The sequence below is a fragment of the Acinetobacter pollinis genome (assembly GCF_015627175.1).
Lineage (GTDB): Bacteria > Pseudomonadota > Gammaproteobacteria > Pseudomonadales > Moraxellaceae > Acinetobacter > Acinetobacter pollinis.
Genome location: NZ_VTDQ01000030.1, coordinates 1 through 26,991 on the forward strand (window position 1 = coordinate 1; position 26,991 = coordinate 26,991).

Annotated in this window: 29 protein-coding genes and 1 rRNA gene; 6 read left to right on the plus strand and 24 right to left on the minus strand. The window is 36.8% G+C overall.

Going from position 1 to position 26,991, the window contains the following annotated elements:
- On the minus strand, positions 1-198 hold a 198-nt coding region (locus I2F23_RS10430; protein WP_195772160.1), incomplete at its 3' end, for a hypothetical protein.
- A 466-nt stretch (positions 199-664) separates the two neighbouring features.
- Here I2F23_RS10430 and I2F23_RS10435 point away from each other — a divergent pair.
- Positions 665-2,878, plus strand: coding sequence for an OsmC domain/YcaO domain-containing protein (locus tag I2F23_RS10435; protein WP_195772537.1), 2,214 nt, complete (start codon positions 665-667; stop codon positions 2,876-2,878).
- Between the two features lie 72 nt (positions 2,879-2,950).
- Positions 2,951-3,844: a DMT family transporter gene (locus I2F23_RS10440; RefSeq protein WP_195772538.1), complete on the plus strand. Its 894-nt coding sequence runs from the start codon at positions 2,951-2,953 to the stop codon at positions 3,842-3,844.
- Positions 3,845-3,854: 10 nt separating this feature from the next.
- Here I2F23_RS10440 and I2F23_RS10445 read toward each other — a convergent pair whose 3' ends face one another.
- Positions 3,855-4,505, minus strand: coding sequence for an HAD-IA family hydrolase (locus I2F23_RS10445; protein ID WP_195772539.1), 651 nt, complete (start codon positions 4,503-4,505; stop codon positions 3,855-3,857).
- 92 nt (positions 4,506-4,597) lie between these two features.
- Between I2F23_RS10445 and I2F23_RS10450 the strand changes: the two genes are divergently transcribed.
- A complete protein-coding gene (locus tag I2F23_RS10450; protein WP_195772540.1) occupies positions 4,598-5,365 on the plus strand; it encodes a hydroxymethylpyrimidine/phosphomethylpyrimidine kinase in 768 nt (255 codons plus the stop codon).
- A 33-nt stretch (positions 5,366-5,398) separates the two neighbouring features.
- Here the strand turns inward: I2F23_RS10450 and I2F23_RS10455 are convergent, their stop codons facing one another.
- The 7 genes from I2F23_RS10455 to rpe form a co-directional block, all read right to left on the minus strand.
- A complete protein-coding gene (locus I2F23_RS10455; protein ID WP_195772541.1) occupies positions 5,399-6,031 on the minus strand; it encodes a nuclease-related domain-containing protein in 633 nt (210 codons plus the stop codon).
- A gap of 33 nt (positions 6,032-6,064) precedes the next feature.
- Positions 6,065-6,559: a methylated-DNA--[protein]-cysteine S-methyltransferase gene (locus tag I2F23_RS10460; RefSeq protein WP_195772542.1), complete on the minus strand. Its 495-nt coding sequence runs from the start codon at positions 6,557-6,559 to the stop codon at positions 6,065-6,067.
- Between the two features lie 58 nt (positions 6,560-6,617).
- Positions 6,618-7,364: a copper resistance protein B gene (locus I2F23_RS10465; RefSeq protein ID WP_195772543.1), complete on the minus strand. Its 747-nt coding sequence runs from the start codon at positions 7,362-7,364 to the stop codon at positions 6,618-6,620.
- Positions 7,351-9,219 carry a copper resistance system multicopper oxidase gene (locus I2F23_RS10470; protein ID WP_195772544.1) on the minus strand — a complete coding sequence of 623 codons (1,869 nt, stop codon included), beginning with the start codon at positions 9,217-9,219 and terminating at the stop codon, positions 7,351-7,353. The genes I2F23_RS10465 and I2F23_RS10470 overlap by 14 nt, the downstream gene beginning before the upstream one ends.
- Before the next feature lie 41 nt (positions 9,220-9,260).
- Positions 9,261-9,653 (minus strand): hypothetical protein, encoded by a 393-nt coding sequence (locus I2F23_RS10475; RefSeq protein ID WP_195772545.1) that lies wholly within the window; start codon positions 9,651-9,653, stop codon positions 9,261-9,263.
- 230 nt (positions 9,654-9,883) lie between these two features.
- Positions 9,884-10,387 (minus strand): lipocalin-like domain-containing protein, encoded by a 504-nt coding sequence (locus I2F23_RS10480; protein ID WP_228284810.1) that lies wholly within the window; start codon positions 10,385-10,387, stop codon positions 9,884-9,886.
- Between the two features lie 129 nt (positions 10,388-10,516).
- Positions 10,517-11,191: a ribulose-phosphate 3-epimerase gene (rpe, locus tag I2F23_RS10485; protein WP_195772546.1), complete on the minus strand. Its 675-nt coding sequence runs from the start codon at positions 11,189-11,191 to the stop codon at positions 10,517-10,519.
- A gap of 169 nt (positions 11,192-11,360) precedes the next feature.
- On the opposite strand from rpe, the gene I2F23_RS10490 reads away from it, so the two are divergent.
- Positions 11,361-11,660, plus strand: coding sequence for a DUF2218 domain-containing protein (locus I2F23_RS10490; protein ID WP_195772547.1), 300 nt, complete (start codon positions 11,361-11,363; stop codon positions 11,658-11,660).
- On the opposite strand, the gene fghA is transcribed toward I2F23_RS10490, so the two are convergent.
- The 6 genes from fghA to I2F23_RS10520 form a co-directional block, all read right to left on the minus strand.
- Positions 11,650-12,483, minus strand: a complete 834-nt coding sequence (gene fghA, locus I2F23_RS10495) for an S-formylglutathione hydrolase (RefSeq protein ID WP_195772548.1) — start codon at positions 12,481-12,483, stop codon at positions 11,650-11,652. The genes I2F23_RS10490 and fghA overlap by 11 nt on opposite strands.
- A 10-nt stretch (positions 12,484-12,493) precedes the next feature.
- Complete coding sequence (locus I2F23_RS10500; protein ID WP_195772549.1) at positions 12,494-13,912, minus strand: C13 family peptidase; 1,419 nt, start codon at positions 13,910-13,912, stop codon at positions 12,494-12,496.
- 122 nt (positions 13,913-14,034) lie between these two features.
- On the minus strand, positions 14,035-14,841 hold the full coding sequence (locus tag I2F23_RS10505; RefSeq protein WP_195772550.1) for a class I SAM-dependent methyltransferase: 807 nt from the start codon (positions 14,839-14,841) through the stop codon (positions 14,035-14,037).
- Positions 14,841-15,662, minus strand: a complete 822-nt coding sequence (locus tag I2F23_RS10510; protein WP_195772551.1) for an undecaprenyl-diphosphate phosphatase — start codon at positions 15,660-15,662, stop codon at positions 14,841-14,843. Before I2F23_RS10510 ends, I2F23_RS10505 begins: the two co-directional genes overlap by 1 nt.
- 3 nt (positions 15,663-15,665) lie before the next feature.
- The gene (gene tsaB, locus I2F23_RS10515; RefSeq protein ID WP_195772552.1) at positions 15,666-16,328 is read right to left on the minus strand and encodes a tRNA (adenosine(37)-N6)-threonylcarbamoyltransferase complex dimerization subunit type 1 TsaB; all 663 of its coding nucleotides are present in this window, start codon (positions 16,326-16,328) and stop codon (positions 15,666-15,668) included.
- 82 nt (positions 16,329-16,410) lie between these two features.
- On the minus strand, positions 16,411-16,953 hold the full coding sequence (locus I2F23_RS10520; protein WP_195772553.1) for a gamma carbonic anhydrase family protein: 543 nt from the start codon (positions 16,951-16,953) through the stop codon (positions 16,411-16,413).
- Positions 16,954-17,175: 222 nt separating this feature from the next.
- Between I2F23_RS10520 and I2F23_RS10525 the strand changes: the two genes are divergently transcribed.
- Together I2F23_RS10525 and pabB are read left to right on the plus strand one after the other, a co-directional pair.
- Complete coding sequence (locus tag I2F23_RS10525) at positions 17,176-17,727, plus strand: NUDIX hydrolase (protein ID WP_213014707.1); 552 nt, start codon at positions 17,176-17,178, stop codon at positions 17,725-17,727.
- Positions 17,728-17,784: 57 nt separating this feature from the next.
- Positions 17,785-19,119, plus strand: coding sequence for an aminodeoxychorismate synthase component I (gene pabB, locus I2F23_RS10530; RefSeq protein ID WP_195772554.1), 1,335 nt, complete (start codon positions 17,785-17,787; stop codon positions 19,117-19,119).
- On the opposite strand, the gene I2F23_RS10535 is transcribed toward pabB, so the two are convergent.
- The 9 genes from I2F23_RS10535 to rrf all read right to left on the minus strand — a co-directional run bounded on the left by I2F23_RS10535 (position 19,107) and on the right by rrf (position 26,972).
- Positions 19,107-19,880: a hypothetical protein gene (locus I2F23_RS10535; protein ID WP_195772555.1), complete on the minus strand. Its 774-nt coding sequence runs from the start codon at positions 19,878-19,880 to the stop codon at positions 19,107-19,109. The genes pabB and I2F23_RS10535 overlap by 13 nt on opposite strands.
- 42 nt (positions 19,881-19,922) lie before the next feature.
- Entirely contained in the window at positions 19,923-20,300 is a 378-nt protein-coding gene (locus I2F23_RS10540) for a glycosyltransferase (protein ID WP_195772556.1), read from the minus strand.
- 13 nt (positions 20,301-20,313) lie between these two features.
- Entirely contained in the window at positions 20,314-21,405 is a 1,092-nt protein-coding gene (hisC, locus tag I2F23_RS10545) for a histidinol-phosphate transaminase (RefSeq protein WP_195772557.1), read from the minus strand.
- Positions 21,406-21,453: 48 nt separating this feature from the next.
- Entirely contained in the window at positions 21,454-22,755 is a 1,302-nt protein-coding gene (gene hisD, locus I2F23_RS10550) for a histidinol dehydrogenase (protein ID WP_195772558.1), read from the minus strand.
- 124 nt (positions 22,756-22,879) lie between these two features.
- Complete coding sequence (gene hisG / locus I2F23_RS10555) at positions 22,880-23,563, minus strand: ATP phosphoribosyltransferase (RefSeq protein ID WP_195772559.1); 684 nt, start codon at positions 23,561-23,563, stop codon at positions 22,880-22,882.
- Positions 23,564-23,566: 3 nt separating this feature from the next.
- A complete protein-coding gene (murA, locus tag I2F23_RS10560) occupies positions 23,567-24,829 on the minus strand; it encodes a UDP-N-acetylglucosamine 1-carboxyvinyltransferase (RefSeq protein ID WP_195772560.1) in 1,263 nt (420 codons plus the stop codon).
- Between the two features lie 7 nt (positions 24,830-24,836).
- Entirely contained in the window at positions 24,837-25,088 is a 252-nt protein-coding gene (ibaG, locus tag I2F23_RS10565; RefSeq protein WP_195772561.1) for a BolA family iron metabolism protein IbaG, read from the minus strand.
- A 136-nt stretch (positions 25,089-25,224) separates the two neighbouring features.
- Positions 25,225-26,673: an RNA polymerase factor sigma-54 gene (locus I2F23_RS10570; protein ID WP_195772562.1), complete on the minus strand. Its 1,449-nt coding sequence runs from the start codon at positions 26,671-26,673 to the stop codon at positions 25,225-25,227.
- Positions 26,674-26,857: 184 nt separating this feature from the next.
- Positions 26,858-26,972 (minus strand): 5S ribosomal RNA (rrf, locus tag I2F23_RS10575).
- Between the last annotated feature and the right edge of the window lie 19 nt (positions 26,973-26,991).

Here is a 26,991-nt window from a genome sequence, read left to right on the forward strand (position 1 = left end):
TTCAAAGTTTTCTGTGGTTACCGCATAAAATGGAATTAATGCATCATTTGCTTGGTTGGTTACCTCATGATATCCAATGACCGTGAGGGTTGTTGGCTGAATGTGAGGTTTCTTCGCTGCATACAACGACGGAGAAATGCCTAACATGGCTAAACTAACACAGCCGGCAACGACTGAACCTAAAAAACGAGTAAGCATAGAGGGTCCATTTTACTATTAGATTTTTATGATAAGCTATTTTTGTAATCAGGTACATTTTCAAGATTACATACACAGATGTTATAATATAACAATTAAAATGCGCTTAAGTATTATAGTGATAAATCAGAGCTGACTTTATAAAACCTACATTTCTCTATCTAAATATACACATTTTATCAATATGATTTTTCTGAAAAAAGAAATTTAGTCAAATTGAATCTTGAAACATCACTTCCTTGTATAAAATTTGCTTTTTAAAGATCTACAAGAAAAGTTTTTTTAGTATAAAATCTGTCCACCGACCACGATAAAAGTGAATAAAAACTCTGAAAACATGATAATTATTTCAGTTCCTTTTATACTAGAACTGCTCATTTGAATAAATGAATTCAACGCTTTTAATCGTTATACAATTATTTTCTTCACTAAGCCATGATTTGGTGAAAAAGCATTAGGTGCCAATATGGAAATCAAGGTTAATTTTCTCGACAACCTTCGTCTCGAAGCCAAGTTCGATGATTTTACCGTCATTGCCGATCAACCCATTCGTTATAAGGGGGATGGTTCAGCACCAGGGCCTTTTGACTATTTTCTTGCATCTTCTGCATTATGTGCAGCTTATTTCGTTAAACTTTACTGCCAAACACGTAATATTCCTACAGAAAATATTCGTTTATCACAAAATAACATTGTAGACCCAGAAAACCGTTATCAACAAATCTTTAAAATTCAAGTTGAATTGCCAGCAGATATCTCAGCAAAAGATCGTCAAGGTATCTTAAGATCAATCGATCGTTGTACGGTCAAACGCGTTGTGCAAAATGGACCTGAATTCATTATTGAAGAAGTCGACAACCTAGATGCCGATGCACAGGCATTGCTTATTCCAAATGGTCAAACAGAAGACGGTACCTATATTTTAGGTAAAGACTTACCATTAGAAAAAACAATTGCAAATATGTCTAGTATTTTAGAAAACTTAGGCATGAAAATTGAAATTGCATCATGGCGAAATATTGTACCGAATGTTTGGTCACTACATATTCGTGATGCACACTCTTCAATGTGCTTTACCAATGGTAAAGGTTCAACCAAAGAAAGTGCACTTGCCTCTGCCCTTGGTGAATTCATCGAACGTCTCAATTGTAACTTTTTCTACAATGATCAGTTTTGGGGTGAAGAAATTGCCAATGCAGACTTTGTACACTACCCTAATGAGCATTGGTTTAAACCAGGACCTGAAGATGAATTACCTGAAGAAATCTTAGATGCACACTGTTTAAGTATTTATAACCCTGAAGATGAACTTCGTGGGTCACATCTTTACGATACAAATTCGGGAAATACGGCGCGTGGTATTTGCTCGCTACCTTATACACGCCTTTCAGATGGTAAAACCGTTTACTTCCCATCGAACTTAGTTGAAAACTTGTTCCTAAGTAATGGAATGAGTGCAGGAAATACGCTTTCAGAGGCACAAGTACAATGCCTTTCTGAAATTTTTGAACGTGCTGTTAAACGTGAAATTCTAGAAAAGGAAATATGTCTACCAGACGTGCCTGAACACGTATTAGAAAAATATCCAAGCATTCAAGCAGGTATAAAAGCCTTAGAGGAACAAGGCTTTCCTGTATTGGTCAAAGATGCTTCCTTAGGTGGTCAATTTCCTGTGATGTGCGTGACACTCATGAACCCGCGTACAGGTGGTGTATTTGCTTCTTTTGGTGCACATCCAAGTTTAGAAATAGCCTTAGAAAGAAGTTTAACAGAACTACTTCAAGGGCGTAGTTTTGAAGGGCTCAATGATCTACCTCAACCAACATTTAGAAGTCATGCAGTTAAAGAACCAAATAACTTTGTAGAACACTTCATCGACTCAAGTGGAGTCGTATCATGGCGCTTCTTCAGCTCAAAATCTGACTTTGAATTTGTAGAATGGGACTTTTCAAACCATGGCCAAGCTTCAAATGTAGAAGAAGCAGAGAAATTATTTGCTATTCTTAAAGAGCTTGGCAAAGAAGTATATATGGCTGTTTATGATGATCTAGGTGCGATTGCTTGCCGTATTTTAGTACCGGGATACTCTGAAGTTTATTTGGTCGAAGACCTCATTTGGGACAATACCAACCAAGCATTAAATTTCCGTGAAGATATCCTAAACTTACATCGCTTAGAAGATGAACAGCTTGAAGCATTAGTGGAACGTCTAGAAGAAAGTGAGCTAGATGACTACATCGATATTACAACACTTATCGGTATTGAGTTTGATGACAATACGGTGTGGGGACAACTCACAATTCTAGAGCTAAAGTTGCTCATTTACCTTGCCCTAAAAGACTTTGAAACTGCAAAAGATTTGGTAGAGGCATTCTTACAATACAATACCAATACCGTAGACCGAGGGCTATTTTATCAGGCACTCAACGTTGTTCTTGAAGTCACCTTAGACGATGAATTGGAATTGAGTAACTACGAGATGAACTTCCGTAAAATGTTTGGTCACGAAAAAATGGATGCTGCTCTTGGTTCTATTACAGGTGACGTTCATTTCTATGGTTTAACACCAACAAGTATGAAGCTTGAAGGTCTAGACCGCCATTTACGCCTCATCGATAGTTACAAAAAACTTCATGCAGCACGTGCAAAGGCTGCACAAAAACCGAGCATATTTCTCTAAGTCATTAATTGAAGCCACTCCAAAGAAGTGGCTTCATATTTCTATACAAAATATATTTACCGAGATTGCTTCATGCGTCGTATTACGCAACACTCACACTTCCCTGAACTCACACTCATCTTTATTACCTTTATATGGGGTGGTACATTTTTAACTGTGCAATATGCATTAACATTAAGTAGCCCTATGTTTTTTGTGGGTTGCAGGTTTGCTGCTGCCTCTATTGCAATTTGCTTACTGTCGTGGAAGGCATTAAAGAATACAACATGGTTGGATATCCTAGCAGGCAGTTCTATTGGCTGTATGATTGCGATTGGCTACGGTGCACAAACGATAGGTCTACAAAGCATTTTAAGTACTGAGTCGGCATTTTTGACCGCATTATATGTTCCAATGGTACCTTTATTTCAGTGGATTATTTTCAAAAAAGCACCAAGACTGATGACATGGATTGGTATTCTATGTGCATTTATAGGTTTAGTTTTACTTACAGGAAACCACTCTTTAAATATCTCATTAAATACGGGTCAATTATTTACATTACTCAGTGCAGTAGCGATCGTTTTCGAAATTATTTTTATTGGTTTATTTGCAAATAAAGTAAATCCCCAGCGTGTGACTATTATTCAACTTATCGTTGCCTCACTGGCTGCATTCATCAGTATGCCTATTGTCGGTGAAAATCATTTACCTACATTTTCATGGACACTGTTCATTATCATCATTGCCATCGGTCTAGCCAGTGCTTTAATTCAATTTACGATGAACTGGGCACAACAATTTGTCGATCCAGCTCGTGCAACGGTTATTTATGCAGGTGAACCCGTATGGGCAGGAATTATTGGTCGTATTGCAGGTGAAAGACTTTCCGAATATGCTATTTTTGGTAGTGTACTCGTCATTATTGGTGTACTACTCAGTGAGTTAAAGCCTTCTTTCTTCAAAAGAAAAAAAAGGCAGTCATAGCAACCATCCGTCATAAAATATTCATAAGCTCATTGAAACTTTGAACACTATATTTAGGAGCAGCATCGTCTAACTCTTGCTCAGTACCATAACCATACCGTACAGCAATCGTATCTATATGATGATGTCTTGCCCCTAAAATATCATATCGACGGTCTCCAACCATTACACACTCATTTGCATTTATCTTTTCACTTTGCAAAATGTAAGCAATAAGATCTGCCTTATTGGTGCGATCGCCATTTAACTCACTACCGTATGCATATTTAAAATATTCTAGTAGTTCAAAATGGGCTAAGATGCGTTGTGCATATATTTGTGGTTTGGCTGTTGCTAAATAAAGTACGTAACCCTTATTTTTAAGTATATGTAACGTTTCCTTTACCTGAGGATAAACATAATTTTCAAATAGACCTACATCAGCAAAGCGCTCTCTATAAAAAATCAGTGCTTGCTCTGCATCTGACTTTCTACCTACAGTATCTAATAAAACCTCAAATGACTGTTTTAGTGGTGGTCCTATAGTCCAATCTAAATCGGTATTTTCTGGTAAAGGCAATCCTAACTTATTCATTGCATAATGGATGCAAGCATGAATCCCCTGCTTTGGGTCTGTAAGTGTTCCATCTAAATCCAATAATACATACTTGATCTGATCCATGATTCACCTGTTAGTCATTTAAAAAGAACTCGGAAGTTTTAGAAAACTTACCCTATACTAACCATAAGTGTAACAAATTAGGAGTTCTCTACGTGCGTTCTACAGTACTTTGTTTTTCAGGTTTAGACCCTTCCGGCGGTGCAGGACTACAAGCAGATATTGAAGCCATTGGTCAAAGTGGCGCACATGCAGCGATTGCATGTACAGCACTCACTATTCAAAATTCTCAACAAGTGTTTGGATTTGAAGCAACCTCTAAAGAATTATTACTTGCTCAAGCAAATGCTGTCGTTAAAGATTTACCGATTCGTTGTGTAAAATCAGGAATGCTCGGTACAACAGATAATATTTCAGCACTTGCACAATTTTTGGGTGAACATCCAGATTATTTATATGTGCTCGACCCCGTTTTGGTTGCAAACAGTGGTGGCTCTTTAGGCGATCAAGCAACCTTGGTACAAGCATTTAAAGCTCTTATTCCATTGGCCACTCTCATTACCCCAAATACTGTAGAGCTACGTGCACTCACAGGGTTAAACGATCTACATGAAGCGACACAAGCACTCTTTAAAATGGGTGCACAAGCGGTACTTGTAAAAGGTGGTCATGAAGCGACGCCCGATCATATCCTAAATACACTGTATATAAACGGCGAAATAATTTCTGAAACACGCTGTCCACGCTTGGAGGGAGAGTTTCATGGTTCTGGTTGCTCGCTCGCGAGCTTTATTGCAGGACGTTTAGCGCAAGGAGATCATATCAAACAGGCCGTTCATCATGCGGAGACATGGTTGTTTGGTGTACTCAAAAATGCTGAAATGCCTGTAATCAATGGACAAAAAATGCCAAAGCGGTTTTAACTGCTACAACATGAAGCATAAGTTATTTATGCTTCATTTCCCTTGATGAGCAGTCTTTAAATTTTTCACATGCAATCTATCAGTTTTTCTTCCACGCTCTAAAAGCTGCTGTTCAATTAAATATTGGGCTTTTCTGACAGCGACCATAGACAGCACAGGGGTATCGAACTGTTTCACATAATTTACCCATGCTTTACCACGTAATACATTTTCAGGCATGTCCGTTTTAAACTCGCACTCCCCTACAAAAATAATTACCGAATATAAATGGTTTAAATCAAAATTCATCTGGCTTTCTAATAACTCACCTAAAACTTTCGTATGTTTATAATTTTGATGTAGTGGATTTTGAAAGCGATGTTTGCTTTTTGGAAAAGATTGTGTCCATTGTTTTTGAAACTTATCGCCAAAAATCCATCCTTTATAATTCTTTGTTTCAAGTACAAAAATACCATAAGGACTTAATAAAATATGATCAATTTGGGTTGTTCCGCCATGACTCGTTGGCAATGTACAGTTATTTATCAGCACATATTTGTCGTTATCTAAATACTTTTTATAATGCAAATGAACAATACTCTCCCCTACTTTTCCCTTAAACTTGGGAGACGAAATAACGCCTAAAACAACAAAGACAAGAACAGCAAGAAATAAGTAAAGTAACACGGAATAAATTAACCTAAAATTTTCAGTAGGTTATTATACATCAATTCTTATATTTTCAATTTCTAATAAATACTTTTTACGGTCTAAGCCACCTGCAAAGCCTGTAAGTTTGCCATTTTTACCAATCACACGATGGCAGGGAATAATAATCGATAGTGGATTTTTACCGATTGTTCCACCAATTGCACGAATAGCAAGTGGATGATTTAAATAAGATGCAACATCTGAATAACTCCATGTGGTTGCAAAAGGAATTTTCTTTAATGCATTCCATACAGACTGTTGAAACGGCGTTCCTCCTAAAAAATCTAATGGAATATCAAAATCCTGTCGTTTTTTATTAAAATATTCATTGAGTTGATACTGTGCTAAATCAAATATAGGATGATTATGCTTAATCGCAAATTTTTGCTTTGCAAACATACTTATTTCATCATCTGGCCAACATACAGCAACAAGTGCTTGATCATGTGCAACAAGTCTAAGCTTACCAAGAGGGCTATCCATGCTTATTTCAAATAAATCCATGTTCTTATCCTAGAGGAGATGCATGATCGTTAGAAAACGACCATGCTCTTTTAAAATATTAGAACTTAAAAGTCACACCAGCACCATAATAAAAGCCTTCTTCAGCTTCTGTATAACGTTGCCAATTGGTTTGCTTTAGTCCTTTATCATATTTATATGCGAAATGAATAAAAGGCATTACATTTTTTGTAATTTCATAACGTGTTTGTACACCTGTCATCACTTCAGATAACCCAGTTTTCTGAGCACTACGAGATTTATCACTCATTACAAGCGTTGCATTGATATAAGGCTGAGTAATCAATTTCTGTGTAAGTAAAAAATCACGACTGGTACTTAAAGAAAATGCAGCATAATTATTTTGTCCAACATATAAATAAGCTTCAGTTTCAAAAAAATAGGGAGCTAAACCATGTAAACCAACAACGCCATCTATTGAAGTTTTGTCTTCATACTTATTTGCATCATTTCTATATCTTGCACCGACTTGAGCATCCCAAAATGTTGCAATATTACGGCTATATAATGCCGAAATATCGTATTCTTTGTGTTCAGACTCTTCTTTAGTTAGTTCAGCTTCAATAAACAGTTTGTTCTCATCTGTTCCAACCCAAGTTTTTAGCCCTGTACCTAATTGCCCGTCTCCACGGCGATTCATAAGCCATTCACTATCAAACGTTGTTGCCTGATAAATTTGGTCACCATGACGATGATCCATTGTCTCCATATCACTCGCCCATGTTTGCATTGCAGTTAATACAAGGCTAACGACTGTCAGTAATTGAAATGCTTTAGTGATGTGCATGATGACCTCCCATTGGCATAGACATCATGTCAGACATATCCATATCAGCATGGTGCTCATGTTGTTTTTCTACGGTTGTCGGTGCAGTAGTTGCTGCCGCAGGTAACTGTGACTGATCAGGTGTATTTACAATTAAGGTGCTCATCATGCCCGCAGTCATGTGATACAGCAAATGACAATGTAGTGCCCATTCACCTGCCTCATCTGCTGTTAATAAAACACTCACCGTTTTTCCAGGTGGAACAATAACTGTATGCTTATTAGGCATATTGGATTCAGATTGACCATTTTCCAATTGGAAGAACATCCCATGTAAATGCATCGGATGTGCCATCATGGTGTTATTCACAAAAGTCATTCGAATACGTTCACCATAATTCACTTTAAATGGAGTCGCTTGGCTATATTTTTTGCCATTAATTTCCCAAATATAACGCTCCATATTACCATCTAAATTTAAAACAATTGTCTTGTCTGCAGGGCGCTGATCTTTCTGAGGTGTCAATGATTGTAAATCTTGATATTGCAACATTTTCAAACCTTTAGGGGTCGAAGCATTGGCCCAACCATCTGCTGGATCATATTTAGGCACGTCCGATGAAGTCTTTACATCTTGCATATTGTGATGCCCTGACATATTCATATGATCCATATGCATTTGATGCCCTGACATATCCATACTTTTCATGTCATGCTCAGACATATTCATATCTTTCATCGCATGTTTTGAGTGATCCATACCCATCATGCTGTGCTTAGACATGTCCATTTCATCATGTGACATACCCATATCTTGCATATTTAATAATGCTCTTGGTCGGTGTGTTGGCATGACAAATTCAGTAGGCTTTGAGGCTTGATTATGCAAATTACCAACTGCAAAACCTGTTCGATCAATAGATTCGGCTTGAATTTGATAATTGTCTGCGGTTGGTTCGACAATCACATCATAGGTTTCACCTGCACCGAAACGAAATTCATCTACACTTATAGGCTTTACAGGTTGTCCATCTGCACTGACAACTGTCATTTTTAAGTTGGGAATTCTTACATCAAAGAATGACATTGCCGAAGCATTAATGAAACGCAAACGAACACGATTTCCTTGTTCGAATAAACCAGTCCAATTCTGCTGAGGTGTTTTACCATTCATTAAGAATGTATAACCAGTCACATCACTCAAGTCTGTTTTGAGCATACGCATTTGGTTCCACATTTTACGATCTTGCCAAGTCGCTTTAATGCCTTGTTGTTGTACCTGATGAAATACATCTATCATCGTTTCACGCTGATTTTGATAATAATCAGGCGATTTTTTAAGATTTTTCATAATCGTTTTACTTGAAGATGTATGAAAATCTGACAGCATTACCACATAATCGTGTTGTACTTTTTCAGTGGATGTTAAAGGGGTATCATCTTTGGGATAAACCACAAATGAGCCATATAAACCATCTTGCTCCTGTCCTTCACTGTGAGCATGATACCAATATGTACCGCTTTGACGCAGTTTAAAACGATATGTGAAATCACCATTGGGTTGGATCTCTTTAAACCCACCTAATCCTGGTACACCATCCATTGAATTTGGCAATAAAATTCCATGCCAATGCACAGAAGTAGGTTCTTTTTTTAAGGAATTATGTACATGAATGACTGCTTCGTCACCCTCATTGAAGGTTAACGTTGGTGCAGGAAATTGTCCGTTAACTGTAATTTTAGGGACAGATTTTCCCGTAACATTTACAGTTTGTTCATTAATATCTAAATGATATTCGTTGATTTGTGCTAAAGAAATTTGTGACAGCACACCACATAAACCTATAACAGATAGGCGAAATAACTGACGTAACATAAGATTAACCTTTTAATAGAAAATGAATATTCAGAAAAAGATTAAACTCTAGGAGGGCGTAATATCTCTTGTAAGTAACCGCTTAAAGGTACCGAGTGATATTCAAGTGAGGGTGGTTGTATAAGTGTCTCATTTGCAAATAAAGGATTGACCACTGCTTTATGATCTGCAAATGCATAATTAGTATTTTGACAATGCAAAATCTGACAATCGATACAACCTATTTTATGCTGATGAGGTTTTTTTATATTTTTTTCAAAGCCATCGTCTGAATCCATGCAATGTGTTTGCATCATCTCATGATGTGACATTGATATTTTTTCATTTTTCTCTATATCTATATATGCTACTTGCATTTTTGCATTCACCACGCCAAAGCAACCTATTGCAAAAGCAATAAGTAACTTCACAGCAAGATGAAAAACGTTCGTCATGTGCATATATAAAAAATAAAAACTATTTGTCCGATCATAATAGGCCAGAACATGCTATTCAAACTATTTTCGTAACTATTAATGTAATTAAGCCCTTAAACAGCGTGAATGAAGATTTGGACATATATACCTTAGTAAAAGTATGACAATATGATAATTTAAATATTTATATTTTATAAAAAGTTATTTGAGTATCGCCTATTTAATAACTAAGGCGATACCCTAAAGTTTTAAATATCTTTTTTAAATGTAATGATTGAACGTGTCGTTCCTGGCCAATTCGGCATTTGACGCCACGGCGTTAAAACATCTAAGGTATTACCATGCACATGGAACTCTCGACATTGTTGTGTACCAACCCACTTCGGATTCCATGCAGCCTCTACATCTGTACACCATTGATTTTCCTTCAAAGACCATTTACCTGTATATGCAATTACAGAATCAAGCAATGCTGCTTTTTCAGCATCTGTCGTCGCATTCTTATTTCTATTGTCTCCAGTCAAAACAAAGTTAATACGATGATCTGAAGTAAAAATTACACGTCCAGTTGGGTGTTCACCCATAGCTGGAATAAATTGATGCGTCGCTTGATCTTCAACTTTATAACTTTCAAGTACCCAAGCACCTTCGATGCTTGGTTTTACTTCATTTTCTATTGCAAACACACTCTCATTCATACAAAAAAGAGAAAATATAACCGTCAATATACGTTTTGAACCAAATAATTGCATGGTTTCCCCAAATAAGGCAAAAAACCATTATATCGTTAATTATGTTACAAATAATATCTAATTGATCACATTATTCAAGAATATGTATCAACCCTCCTTTCCAAAAGACTGATACATATTTATTTATCGTTATTTTACTTCTTGTAATGCCTGACGCATTTGGTCAATTACGCTTTTATAATCAGGCTTACCAAAAATTGCAGATCCTGCAACAAACATATCTGCACCTGCCTTAGCAATTTCAGCAATATTTTCTGGGGTTACACCGCCGTCTACTTCTAAACGAATATCTTGACCACTTGCATCAATAATTTGACGAGCTTGGCGTAATTTATCTAAAGTCATCGGAATAAACTTTTGACCGCCAAAACCAGGATTCACACTCATTAAAAGAATTTGATCTACTTTATCTAATACATAATCTAAATAATGTAATGGCGTCGCGGGATTAAAAACGAGGCCTGCTTTTGCACCGCCAGATTTAATTAACTGTAAAGAACGATCAATATGATCTGATGCTTCTGGATGAAAGGTAATAATATCAGCGCCCGCATCTAAAAAATCGCCAATCATACGATCAACAGGAGAAACCATTAAATGCACATCAATAGGTGCTTTAATTCCATAATTTTTGAGGGCTTTACATACACCAGCACCAAAAGTTAAGTTAGGTACATAGTGATTATCCATCACATCAAAGTGAACAACATCCGCGCCCGCATTTAAAACGTTTTCCACCTCTTCGCCTAAACGAGCAAAATCGGCAGATAGAATAGACGGCGCAATAAGATATGGCTTAGACATGAAAATCCCAAACAATGAACAGGTATTCTACGATTATAGCAAATCTAAGCGTTATCGTCTTAAACGAAAGTATAATATCAATGCGCTTTAACTACATTTTTCTTACATCTAATTTATTCAATATTGTTAAGATTAATTCTCATTAAAAAATTAAAGGGAATACGTAGATATGAAAAGTTTTACTCAAATTCATACTGAAGAAGGAAAACGTATTGCAAAAAGACTATTTAATCACTGGAAACATAAATTTGAAGTTGAAGAAACTGAAACAGCTTTTTTCATTCCATTTCCAAACGCAAACGTTTTCCTTTATCCAAAAGAAACGACTTTAGATGTTTCTATCGAGGGTAAAGAAGATGTCGACTTTGCACGTTTAGAGCAAGTTATTATTGACCATCTAAATCGAATGGCACACCAAGAATTTGATGTGACATGGCAGCACATATCCGATGAATCATCTACTCATTAATTTGAGCCATATGAAATTTCAAATGGTCATCAATAAATGACTGAATAAAGTAATATCCATGGTCATAATGATCATGGAATCTTAGCGTGAGGAATTGACCCTTTTTCTCACAGATGTCCTTAAGCTTCTCAGGTTGAAGTTGTTCATGGAATTGATCATTTAAGCCTTGATCAATCAGTATATTTGGAAATAATGCGCCTTTATTTTCAATTAAAGCTACCGCGTCATTCTTTTTCCATTCCAATTTATCTTCACCCAAATAAGCAGAAAAAACTTTTTCGCCCCATGCACATTCACTGGCTGCGCAAATCGGAGCAAATGCTGAAATAGAGTTGAATAAATGAGGATACTTCCATGCTAGGGTTAAAGCACCATGCCCTCCCATACTATGCCCCATAATACCAATCTTTTGCTTATCTATTAAAAAGCTTTCTACAACTTGAGGGTACAACTCATCAATTAAATAGCTTTCCATATGGAAATGTTTTTTCCATGGCATTTTTTGAGCATTTATATAAAATCCTGCACCTTGTCCAATATCCCAAGCCTGCTCATTAGCAACATCTTCACCTCGTGGTGACGTATCGGGCATAATTAAAATCATACCCAATGTTGCAGCCATCTTTTGTGCATGGGCTTTTATTGCAAATGTTTCTTCATTACACGTGAGGCCAGCAAGAAAAAATACAGCAGGACAGTTTTGCTCTATTGACTGTGCAGGAAGATATATAGAAAATTTCGTTTCACTTTTTAATACGTGAGAAAACAACGAATAAGTTCTCTGCTCACCACCAAAACAATAATTTTTTTGTAATAGTTCCATATTATTCTTCCTAGGGTACTGTCGAGATAGGGACTTGATTGGCATTATTTGGCATTACAGTCGGACTTGGAAAAAGATGTTTTTCGAGTTGAGGCAACATTAACTCTATACTCTTTCCTAAAACCCATTGTGGTTCAGAAGGTTGGAATCCTTGCGCATTTTCCCATTTAGATACCGTAGATTGCGCATCATTAAATGCATCACGCAAAGTGCTTTTCTCTCGCATTGCTTGATCGAAGAAAGCTCTACCAAAATAAGTATAATCAGATTCGCTATTGCAACCAAATGATGAGCGATCTGCTGCCGAGGCAGTAATAACTAATGTATTTTCTGACTGCAATGCAGGGATAAAGCTTCCTGAATAACATGCAGAAATGACAATAACACGCCATTTAATACCAGATTTATCTAAAGCACCTCTTAGCCATTCAGGATCAATTTGCTTTAAGTCAATGGGTGCATTTTCAAGTTCGAAATGGTTTTCCAACCCATGCGATGTAAGATACATAAATAAAACGTCAGTATCTTTATTCATTTGCTGACCAATACGATTTAAAGCCATTTGAATACTGGTTTTTGAAGCAATTGGAATTTTTGTGATGGTATCTGGATCATTTACCAATTGGACAGAACGCCCTAAGGTTCCAAAACGCGTATCAAATTGCGCTTTAATACGTTGTACCTCTGAACTAAATACAGAGTCGTAGCTATCTCCAGCCACGCCTAAAAAATACCAATGCGTTTGTGAAAAATCACCTAACTGTATTTGCTCTAATGTTTGGCGTAATAAATTGCCTTGTGCATACAGTGCATCTTCTGAAATCGTTGGAGGTGAGTCATCAACTTTCCAAATCGGTTGTTGCTTAACAGACATTTGCCAAACCACAAGTGTGCAAATGGTGGCAAACATAATCAATGCCCTCTCCCACCAAGGCCACTTTAATTCACGTGAAAAGACCCAAATAACTGCCAAGCTTTGCCATACAAAAAACACCATAAATAAAGTGGGTAAAAAGTTATAAATACGATCTGGTAAAAAGTTTAATAGATTATTATCACCCAAGTACTGCAAAAAGCATTGAATGAGTAAAACATTGCTGTCAAGCACAAGCCAAAGTAAAGCAGGTACGAGCATAAGGCGCGTATTGTTCATTCTTTGGGAAAGAAAAATACCTACGATTAATGCAATAAAAGGCCATAGTGCATAGCTTACAAGTCCCTGAGAGTTAAAATGCCCAACTTGTCCCGCAACCATCCAACTATAAAGCGTATTTACACTTGCTGCGACTGCTCCCCAGAAAAGTAGCTGAAGAATAGATGGATGTACAATTTGTAATGATTTACGCGAACCAAGAAACAGCCATAAGCCTGCCGCTTGGTTGCTTTTTAAATCATGCCAAAAATTAATAGAGGGCTTAAGGTCTATCATAGGATTCTTGCTGGCCAGCAACATGCGTTGCTTTATACGTTATCGCTCATTTATTGTTTATGTAGTCTAATCGATATCTCACGCACTACAGCATTACATTACAAAAACGAACAACAACTTGTTTATGTGTCCATATTGAAATAGGCATCGAAACGACATGCATCACCTAGCCATTGATGCTTGGGTTCTTCATTATTTAAGAACACTGCATGACGCGGTCGCTTTACAATGACTCTTTTTGCAACTTTCCTTGCTTTAATAAGTAAGTGGTCGCCTAAATCCATTTCACCATGTTCGGGCAATAGCATATGCAAAAGTTGCATCTGTTTTTTGACCTGTGCTTGTTTTTTTTGTCCTTGTTGGTTTTGGTCTCTTTGTGGGAACATGGGGTCCAAATAAACAACATCAACAGTTTGTTTCATCTGCGCTAGCTGTTCAAGATAGCTTGCTGAGTCTGCAAATATAAGCTGAATTTTATCAGTTATTGATGCTAAAAATACATCTTTTTTTGCACTTTCATATGCTTCTTCAAGCAATGTAAATAAAATAGGGTGTCGCTCAATAAGCGTTACATGGGCACCAAACTTAGCCATTAACAGTGAGTCATGACCTAAACCAGCTGTTGCATCAATTAATATAGGCGCATCATTTGACTGTGTGGCTCTAGCTAACATTTCAGTTTTTAACGATGCTCTTTTTAGTCTAGGAATTTCTGCATACCAATCGGGTTGCATTTTCATACCTTGCGCAGAAAGACTAAGACCATCACGATCAATCACGAATGATAACTCAGGATGTAAACGCAAAAATTTGGCATTCACTTTCTCGGTTATACATAACTCCACATCGACATCACGAGATTGCAGGCGCGCTGCAATCTCATGTGCTTTTTGTTCGTACTCTTGCTCAAACCAACAAACAAATTGCATTACCAACTTACCCAGCCTGTCCACCACGTTACTAAAATAAAGAGACCAAAGATAATTCGATAATAAGCAAAAACACTAAAGTCATGCTTAGATACATAACGAATTAATGCACGAATCACAAGCAATGCAGAAATGAAGGCAACAATAATTCCAACGCCTAGAATTTCCATATCTTCTACATGTAGCTCATGACGCATTTTGTACATATCAAGCAATCCTGCGCCCATCAGTACAGGAATTCCTAAGAAGAACGAAAACTCTGCCGCCGCTTTACGCGACACACCTAAAAATAGAGAACCTATAATTGTGGAACCAGAGCGAGATGTACCGGGAATCAGTGCAAAGCATTGAATAAGACCAATGAGTGCAGCTTGTTTAAAACTTAATTGTTCTACTTCATGACTGACTGTTTTATGTTGTCGTTTTTCAGCCCATAAAATAATAAACCCACCAATAATGAGGGCAATCGCAACAGTAATTGCATTAAACAAATAAGATTTTAATGCCTCACCAAAAGTAAGACCAATCACCATAATTGGAATAGTCGCAATAATCAGGTTAATACTTAAACGGCGTCCTTGTTCCTGACCTGTAAGTGCACCAATTAATGCACCCCAGAGTTTATTCCAATACTGATAAATTACTGCTGCAATTGCACCAATTTGTACAGCAACAGAGAACATATCTCTTTTTTCAGGTGTCCAAAAATCGAGTAACTGACCAGTTAAAATAAGATGCCCCGTACTAGAGATCGGTAGGAATTCGGTAACACCTTCCACCAACCCCATAATCGCGGCTTTAAAAAGTAAAATAAGATCCATGAATTAAGACTTGCCTTGTTCAGAAATTTTTTTCCATGCATTATCACGCAAATATACAGGCAATGCATATTCTGCACTGACCCATTTTTTTTCTTGAGCTAGCGACATAGCAATGGTTGCAATATCTTCAGCAGTTGCTTTCACATGAGTAAACATTGTATTTTCTTGCAACAAATTTGCTCCTGAACCAACAAGCGTAAATTTTGTATGTTGCATTGCTTCTACATAGCTTAATAGTTGTTCTGCATCTACAGCTTGCATTATACCGTGATCATCTAACTCAAAATTCGCGATATATACTTCTTTCATTCTTGCATCAATCACAGCAGTAACAGCCATCAAACCATGCTCACGATACGCTGCCTGTGCTAATGCTTGAAGTGTAGAAACACCTATTACAGGTAAATCATTTGCCCATGCAAGCGCTTGTGTAACAGCAGCATTAATTCTTACACCACTAAAAGAACCTGGCCCACGACTAAATGCAATAACATCTAATGCTTCAGTGTTTAAATTACAATGTTGTAAGCCCTGCTCAATCATTGGCAATAATGTTTGTGTTTGCATTTTTGCTTGATCACTTAAAACTTTAAATAGAATATCTTGATCACGCATCAAACAAACAGAACATTGGTCATTTGCGGTTTCGAGTGCTAGCAGTTTCATGCATGCCCTTATTGTGAAAGAAACTTAAAAATTTAAGGTATCATACGCAACTCTAAAAAGCTTTGCGATACCCTCTTTATAATTATTCGTTATCGCCAAACCAATACGGTTCAAGTGCTCTATAATTTTCGATCAATCCATAAGCCATCTCTGCTTTATGTTGAATCTGCTGAACATGTTGCTCAGTCACATTTGCAATAACCTTTGCAGGAGTACCTGCAACCACTGAATAATCAGGAATAATTTGATGGGGTTCTATCACTGTATTTGCTTCAATTAGGCAATAATTTCCAACGACAGCATAGTCAGAAACAATACTATGCATACCAATTAAAGTATGATGTCCGACAGCGCAACCACGTAAGGTGGCATGATGTTCAACCGTCACATACTCACCAATTTCTAAATGTTTAGCATCACCTGCCTCTAAAATACTATAAGCTTGCACATTGGTGTAATCACCAATACGGATACTTCCTGTATCACCTCTGACAATTGCACCAAACCAAATGCTCACGTTGCTCCCTAAAGTGACTTGACCAATTACGTTGGCAGTCTCTTCAATCCAACCATTCCATGGAAGACAAATAGTTGACGGCGCATAACCTTTATATTTATACATCATTATTTTTTTCCTTTTATTTCTTTGTCATTTATAAAATCAACATACTGTGCTTTATTAAATAAGTCATAAAAATGCTATAAATCATAACAATAAACTGTATTAAATCTAAATTCGCTTTTTGAAGTAAGGACGATAACGGGAATATTGCTGACTTTTTTGATATGACATGCCAAAATAATAAAATAAGGCAATTTAATCCATTTTACAGATAGAAGAATCATGATGACGATACACTACTGCCAAAAATGTGGGCATGAAACCACGAAAAAAGTCCCATTAGGTGACAGTAAAATTCGTCAAGTGTGTGTGGCCTGTGGAACTATTCATTATGAAAATCCCAAAGTAATTTGTGGTGCGCTAGTCATTTGGGAAAATCAAATTCTTCTTTGCAGACGAGCAATCGAACCACGCTATGGATTATGGACACTTCCTGCTGGTTATATGGAACTTGCAGAAACCATGGCTGAAGGTGCAGCTCGAGAGACTTTTGAAGAAGCTGAAGCATATATTAATATCGAAGGTTTATACTGTATGTATGATATTCCTCATATTGGACAAATATATGCCTTATTCAAAGCACAATTGAAAGACGGTATTTTTGGTGCAGGGCCTGAAACAATTGAAACTCGCCTCTTTAAAGAGGAAGATATTCCATGGGATTCTTTGGCTTTCCCAAGTGTCAAACAGACATTACGTCACTACTTTAAAGATAAATTGAATCAACATTATCCACTGCACTTTGAAACAATTCACTCAGAAATAGATCAACCTTAAATCGCTTTAACCAACTGATGATTCAAAAGAATCTATAATTATGGCTATTTTTTTGTTATGCAAAAACATCTTTCAAATTTAACACTTTCTCCTGCACAAGTATTACAAAAACTACAACAGCTTCATGGCATTATCTTTCTACAAGATCATGGTAAACCCGTTATTTCATTTTTGCCTGAAAAGTACTGGTTAGAACATGATGGAAGCTTTTATTTCAACAGACAAAATGATTTTTCTTATGCGCTTGACTCAAACAACGTTCAAGATCATCCTTTAAAGCTTATTCAACTGGACCAACATCATAAAAACAAACCCCAAAAAAACGGTTTCAATGGTGGGTGGATGGGCTTTATTGGTTATGATTATGCATCGCAACAAGCTATTGACTATCCGCAACATCAACAGCCTGCAGCATATTTAGGTTTATATCACTCATATTTAAAATACGAAAACCATCAATGGATTTTTTACAGTACAGATATTCAAGCAGTTGAAATCTTAAACCTCGTAGAGCATCTCCTTGCTAGTGATTCGTCCGAAATAAGTTTTAGCTTAATCACATCTTGCCAAGCTGAATGGAGCAAGCAAGAGTACAGTCAAAAATTCCAAAAAGTTCAAGATTACATTCGTGCAGGCGACTGCTATCAAATTAATCTTACCCAAAAATTTTCAGCAACGGCGCAAGGACAATTACTTGCAACCGCACAAGAATTTTGGCAACTCACACATGCACCTTATGCCGGCTATCTAAAGTTAAATGACTTTGAGCTACTGAGTTGCTCACCAGAGTTATTTATTGAGTTTCATCCTAACCGTCAAATAACAACACGTCCCATTAAAGGGACAATGCCTAGATTTTTAAATATACAAGAAGATGAAATTTCAAAACAGCGACTCAAGGATTCTGAGAAAGACCAAGCAGAAAATTTGATGATTGTAGACTTACTACGCAATGATTTAAGTGTATATGCTGAAAATGGGTCAGTAAAAACTCCAAAACTTTTTGAAATTGAGAGTTTTAAACAAGTACACCATATGGTCAGTGAAATTCATGCAACGTTGACAATAGAGACCTCTCCCTTAAATATGCTCCTCACCGCCTTGCCTGGTGGCTCTATTACGGGTGCACCTAAAATTAGAGCCATGGAAATTATTGAAGAATTAGAACAAAAACCACGTGGAGCATATTGTGGCTCACTCGGTTACTTTAATCTAGATGGAACAGGTTGTTGGAATATTCTTATACGCTCTATTCAGAAATACAAAGAATCACTGTCAATTTGGGCCGGCGGTGGAATCACCATTGCATCAGATGAGGAAGCTGAGTACCAAGAATGCTTTGATAAAGTGAATGCCATGCTTGAGCTGATCAATACTTATCACTCAATATAACGCTCTTGTTGTATCAATGCATTTTGAATAGTTTCCTGCTCTTCAGACGATAGACGACTCACATAGTTATTATAAAATAGCTCGCGATGATTCAAAATAATTTGTGTTAACTCTTTCGAATAAAAGGGTTGATTCAACAAATCTCGCCATGCCAAATAAGCATGATGGTATTCACCCAACTGAATACCTAAGCTTAACACCTGATAGTCAATCCCATAATTTAAGATACGTGTTTCGAGTGCAGTGGCATGCTTTTCTATTTTCTTTTGTTTTGCAAGTAAAGCAAAGTCATAAGCAACATGGTATTCATTACGCTCGGTGTATAAAAGGCTCAACTCGTACAGACATTCTAAATACAATGGTTCAACATTACACCCTTTCAACCAAACTACAATCGCCTCATCAAATGCTTGCTGTTCTTTATAAATCGATCCTAAATGACGACAGGCTAAGTAGGTTTCTAACGTATTGGAAGACAGATTTGCATATTCAATTCTTTGTTTAAACCAAAAAATCGCTTGAGTAATATCGTTATAGCTATAATACGATGTTGCTGCATAATAAGCATATCTGGCTTTTAAAAGAAGATCTTCATTTTCATTTTCAAATGCCTGGGTGAGCATTTGTGCATCTTTTAAATACTTTTGCGGATCTTGGCTCCTCGCACCGAAATGACCGGTTTGAATATAATAATCGCCTTGTATCTCAATTTCAGACAGTTGATCTTGTATATTTATAATACTCTCGTGTAGTACACCCACCCATTTCACAATATTATTATTTTTAAATAATATTTTACGCGTCTAAAAAAACTCTCTATCTGCACTTTTAAACGTAACATGATAAATATCATCAGTTAAAGGCTGAGGTAGTCTAAACTCACCATGAAATCGATCATCGGCATCAAAGACGATTACATAGTCTGCTTTTCCGTCACACAAACTCAGTGCCAAGTTGCGATTATATGCAAAATCTTTCCAAGTATGCTCATGTACCTCACCTTGAATATGATGTGTTTTTAAATAATTTGTAATTTTATCTTGTGTACCATCAGATGAACCAGTATCACAAATAACAACATAATCAATTTCAATAGATAAGCGAATATTATCGAGCGTTTCTACAATAATATCCGCTTCATTTTTGACAATCATATTTAAACAAATTGTCGTTTTTTTCATATTTTTCTTCTAGTTATATAGTTTCTAAAATATCCTTTAAACTATCGACCAATCGTTTATTCTCTTCATCTGTACCAATAGTGATACGCAAAAAGTTATCAATTCTTGGCTTATTGAAATAACGTACAATAACACCTTGTTCTCGTAGCTTTTCGGCCAAGATATTTGCTTTTTCGTGCTGATGCGAGGTAAAAATAAAGTTTGCTTTAGATGGTAAAACATCAAAATCTAATATTTTTAAATCAGCAATTAACTTTTCACGACTTTCAATCACTTTATTACAATGTGCTTCGAAATAAGGCTGATCTTCAAAAGAAGCCACCGCAGCAGCAATCGCTAAACGATCAATTGGATATGAGTTAAAACTATTTTTTACTGTTTCTAACGCTGCAATTAAATGTGGTTGTGCAATCGCATAACCTACCCTTAAACCTGCTAATGAACGAGACTTCGACGTCGTTTGGCAAACTACAAGATTTTCATAATGCGCTACCAAGGAAACTGCTGATTCAGCACCAAAATCTACATAGGCCTCATCAATCACAACCACACGGTTTGGATGGTCTTTTAAAAGCTTCTCAATTTCACTTAATGGTAATGCAATACTCGTAGGCGCATTAGGATTTGTGATTATGATCCCACCATTAGGTTGTTGATAATCTCGAATATCAATTTCAAAATGTTCATTTAAAGGAATGACTTTTGTGTGAGTATTAAAAAATTGACTATATACAGGGTAAAAACTGTAAGTAATATCCGAATATAATACCGGTTCTTCCTGCTGAAAGAATGCCTTAAAAATATGTGCCAAAACCTCATCTGATCCATTACCTACAAATACATGATCAGCTTGAATTTTTTGCTGTTGCGCAATCGCTTCTTTTAGAATACTTGCATCAGGATCTGGATATAAACGTAGTACATCAGCCTGATTAGACAACTGTTTTTCTAAAGCTTCTACCACTTTTGGTGAAGGTGGATATGGATTTTCATTTGTATTTAATTTTAAAAGATTTTGAATCTTCGGTTGTTCACCAGGTACATAAGGTTCTAGCTCACGAACTTCAGGACTCCAAAAACGCATTTTTTCATTGGTTATGGTCATTTAACTTCATCTCAGATTGAGGTGGTCTTAAAGACCACCTTATTATTCTTATTTATATCGGTAACGTGCTGAACGTGCGTGCGCATCTAAATTTTCTTCTTGTGCCAGAATATCTGCAACTTTTGCGAGTGGTTTTACCCCTTCTTCCGAGCACATAATCAAGCTAGAACGTTTTTGAAAATCATACACACCGAGTGGTGAGGAGAAACGTGCCGTACCTGAAGTAGGTAAAACATGATTTGGCCCTGCACAATAATCACCAATCGCTTCTGGTGTATATCTTCCCATGAAGATCGCACCTGCATGACGAATTTCTTCACTCATCGCTTGAGCTTCATCTAAGCATAACTCTAAATGCTCAGGTGCAACTTGATTAATTAATTCAATTGCTTCCGCTCTGTCTTTAACCAGTATAAGCGCACCACGATTTTCAATAGAAGTACGTGCAATTTCAGCCTTTGGTAATTCAGCCAAATGTGACTCAATTGCTTGGGCAACCGCTTCTAGAAAATTTTCATCAGGAGTAATGAGAATGGCTTGGGCGACCGTATCATGCTCTGCCTGAGAGAGCACATCCATTGCAATCCATTTAGGATCATTATTTCCTTCAGCATACACCAAAATTTCAGATGGCCCTGCAATCATATCAATACCGCATTGCCCAAACACAGCACGTTTTGCGGCAGCAACAAAGCGATTTCCTGGGCCTGTAATTTTATCTACAGGTGGGATTGTTTGAGTGCCATAAGCTAAAGCAGCAACAGCTTGCGCGCCACCAATAGTGAATACTCGACTTACACCTGCTAAATATGCAGCCGCAAGCACCAGTGGATTTAACTCACCCTTTGGTGCGGGCACAACCATAATAATCTCTGCAACACCTGCAACATGTGCAGGAATTGCATTCATTAATACAGAAGATGGATAAGATGCTAAACCGCCTGGTACATAAATTCCAACACGATCAAGCGGTGTGACTTTTTGACCTAATGTATTACCTAGATCATCAACATAAGTCCATCCTTCTTGCTTCTGCGCTTGATGGAATGTGCGAATACGCGTTGCAGCCAGTTCTAATGCTTCGCGCACTTCAACATTTAAATGATCAAATGCCTTTTTTAATTGCTCTTGCGTCAATTCAAGTTCAGAAAAATGATGCGCAGGATGTCGATCAAACTGTTGAGTCAATTTAAGAACATGCTCATCACCAAACTGACGAACATCAGCAATAATTTTATCTACAGTTGAAAGAAGCTCAGGATCGTTGACTGTTTCGAAAGCCAATAAATCCGCAAAGACCTGTTTGAAATTTTGGTCTTGAGTCGATAAACGTCGCATCAATTTACCCACAAGTTAAACAATTAAGGCTTCAGTTTAACCTTTTTAAAGTCACTTGTGGGTAAGATATCTCATTCAATTTATAAGAGTTCATAATTTTTTCTACTTACTCCTATAAATTTTCCCGATGCCAAGGCTATTTTGAAGCTACAGCCTGTTCTAATTTCTCTAAAATAGGGCTCAGTAAGTTTTGTTTACGCTTGAAGCTTGCTTTGTTCACAATTAAACGTGAAGATACCTGGCAAATTTCTTCTAATGGTTCTAGACCATTTGCACGTAAAGTATTTCCCGTATCGACAACATCTACAATGTAGTCACCTAAACCAACTAAAGGCGCAAGCTCCATAGAACCATATAATTTAATTACATCGACTTGTTCACCCAGACTTGCATAATATTGGCGTGTTAGATTGACATATTTCGTCGCAATTTTTAAACGACCTTTAGGACGTTTCATGCCTACTTTTGCTGCAGTCATTAATCGACAATTTGCAATTTTTAAATCTAATGGTTCATATACATTCTGAGCACCATGTTCCATTAGCACATCTTTCCCTGCAACGCCAATATCAGCAGCACCATTTTCTACATACGTTGGTACATCTGAAGCACGCAAAATTAAAATACGAACATGCTTATGGGTTGTTGGAAAAATTAGTTTACGAGACTTTTCAGGATCTTCTAATAGATTGATGCCTGCTGTTTCTAGCAAAGGAAGTGTTTCTTTTAGAATACGTCCCTTGCTTAATGCCAATGTCAAACCATGATCAAAATTCCCCATTACATCAAAATTTGGATCATCGTTTCTTAGGTCACTCATGATTTACTCACTTACTCGCTTAATTTGTGCGCCAAGGCCTTGAAGTTTCTCTTCAATTTTTTCATATCCACGATCAATATGATAGATACGATCCACTAAAGTTTCACCTTCAGCAGCAAGCGCAGCCAATACTAAAGAAAAAGAAGCACGTAAATCTGTTGCCATTACAGGGGCAGCTGAAAGTTTATCCACGCCAGTTACCACTGCATCATTGCCTTCCACTTGAATATTTGCACCCATACGCGAAAGCTCAGGTACGTGCATGAAACGATTCTCAAAAATTGTTTCAGAGATCGTTGCAAAACCCTTTGCAATTGTATTTACAGCCATCACTTGGGCTTGCATATCTGTCGGAAACTCAGGATGAGGTAATGTTCTAAAACTTACGGCTTTAGGACGTTTGTCTTGCATATCAAGTTCAATCCAATCCTCGCCACGAGTAACCTCAGCACCCATTTCTTCAAATTTTTCTAAAACAGATTCAAGAAGCGTTGGATCTGTATGTGTCGTTTTTATACAGCCACCTGTAATTGCTGCTGCTGCTAAATAAGACCCAGTTTCTATACGATCTGCAACAACTGCATGTTCACAGCCATTTAGATGCTCAACACCCGTAACAACTAAAGTATCTGTATCTATACCTTCAATTTTTGCACCCATTTTAACGAGCATGTGTGCTAGATCAGTAATTTCTGGTTCTTTGGCTGCGTTTCTAATTGTTGTCACACCATCTGCAAGCACAGCCGCCATTAGTATATTTTCAGTACCACCAACAGTTACCATATCAAAAATAACTTCACCACCTTTTAAGCGGCCATCAACATGCGCATTCACGTAACCATTCTCTACTTCAATAGTAGCGCCTAAAGCCTCTAAAGCTTTAAGATGTTGGTCTACAGGGCGTGATCCTATAGCACACCCTCCAGGTAAAGAAACACGTGCTGTTCCATATCTTGCAAGTAGTGGACCTAGAACTAAGATTGAAGCACGCATCGTTTTTACTAATTCATAAGGTGCGAACTGGTTATCTAAGGTAGATGTATCTGCTCTCACAAGATGGCCATTTTCATAACAGATGGTCACGCCTAATCCTGCAATAAGTTCAACGAGTGTATTCACATCTTTTAGATTAGGTACATTTGTAATCGTTATCGGAGTTTCTGCAAGAATTGTTGCAGCCAACAAAGGTAAAGCTGCATTTTTTGCGCCTGAAATACGCACTTCACCACGTAATTTCGTACCACCTTGAATAAGAAATTTATCCATTTAACTTTTATACTCCGAACATGCTAGCTTTACGCCATTCTTCTTTTGTCATTGCTTTAATTGTTACTGCATGTACCTCGCCACTTGAAATAAAACTATTCAATGGTGCATATACAAGCTGTTGACGCACAACAGGACGTTTCCCTTCAAACTGATCATCAACAACTCGTAGGTCAAACTTGCCTGCCTGTCCACTCACAACTACTTCTGCACTCGGAAATGCTTGTTTTAAAATTTCTGTGAGTTGTTCGCTATTCATTATCAAAGACCTCGCTTTGGACCTACGGCTAAAAGTCGGCTATTTTACTATAAATCTTAAAGTTAATTCATTAAGTCTCAATCATTTTGAAACAAAAAAGAGGGTTAATGGTCCCTCCTTTTTTTATTCTCACATACTATATTAATACTTTCCGATCTGACGAAGATGGAATATGCAAAGATTCACGATATTTCGCTACAGTTCTTCTTGCAACATCTATACCTTCATTTTTAAGTAGATTTGCAATCGTATTATCAGAGAGAGGTTTTTGTGGGCTTTCGGCAGAAATTAGCTTTTTAATTCTTGCTCGAATTGCAGTAGACGAACATTCTCCACCCGTTGTTGTACCAACATGGCTTGAGAAAAAATATTTCAATTCAAATAAGCCTTTGGGCGTTAAAATATATTTATTCGTCGTTACACGCGAAACAGTAGATTCATGTAACTCAACCTCTTCTGCTACGTCTCTTAGAATTAAAGGTTTCATACCTTCATCACCATATTCTAAAAAATCTTGTTGATGTCGAATTATACAAGTAGCGACTTTTAACAAAGTTTTATGTCTTTCATCAATACTTTTAATAAAATTTTTAGCTTCCAATAATTGTGTTTTTAAGTATTGGTTATCTGCACTAGAATCTGCCCTCTTAATTAGACTAGAGTAATAGCTATTCACACGTAGTTTAGGAGCGATGTCTGGATTCAACCCAACACTCCACATATTATTTTTTTTCATCACTACTGCATCTGGAATTTGATACTCAAATTGTTTTGATTGAAAATCGATCCCTGGATAAGGCTTTAATGTTTTAATTAAATTAATTGTTTCTTTTAACTCTAAAATTGATAAGCTCGTTACTTTAAGAAGCTTTTGCAAATCATTTGTAATCAGAAACTGATAATGTTTAAGTACATTCAATGCATTTGATTTCTCTTTGATAGAATCAGGAAGTGCATTGAGTTGTATAAATAAACATTCAACCAAATTTCTAGAACCCACTGCTAAAGGATCAAGTTGCTGTATATGTTTTAAGACAACTAAAACTTCATCTTCCTCTATATTTAAATGACTTAAACCAACTTGGTCTAGTAAATGCTCTACTGATTCTACTGTTTCTTCAATAGAGATAGATAAAAAACCTTTTTCATCTAAAGCATCAATCACACAAAAGGCTATTAATTTATCGATTTTTGAAAAATTCAATAAGTTAATCTGATCTTCTAAATGTTGTTTCAGCGTCATATCTTCTGAATGTTGTTCTTGTTTATCTTCAAAGTCTCCACTCCCCAAAGCTGTTGGCTGATGAGTATAAACATCATCCCATTGCGTATCCATAGGCAAATCATCGGGAAGATAGTTCTCATTTAACTGGTCGGATAACTCAGAAGTATTTTCTATTTTCTTATCATCAACTTGTTGATCGATATGCTCTTCAACTTTTTCTAATAGTGGATTGCTATCTAATTGATTTTGAATTTCTTGCTCTAATTCAAGGCTTGACAGTTGCAATAAACGTATCGCCTGTTGTAATTGAGGTGTTAACGATAGGGAGTTCGCTACTTTTAGCCCAAGAGACAACTTCATAAACAAACCTCACTTTACTAGCAAAATCTATGCCGTTATTATTTTTTATAACACAAGATTTGTATAAATTATACGATGCAATAGTCTAAAGTGAGTATTTTTTGTATATGGCATATACCATTAGAAATTTTAAGACTATAGAGATAAAAAAAAGCCTCCTTACGGAGGCTTTTTAGGAATTAGATGCTGGCGATGACTTACTCTCACATGGGTAACCCCACACTACCATCAGCGCTAAGAGGTTTCACTTCTGAGTTCGGGAAGGGATCAGGTGGTTCACTCTCGCTATTGTCGCCAGCATAACTTTTATGGAGAACA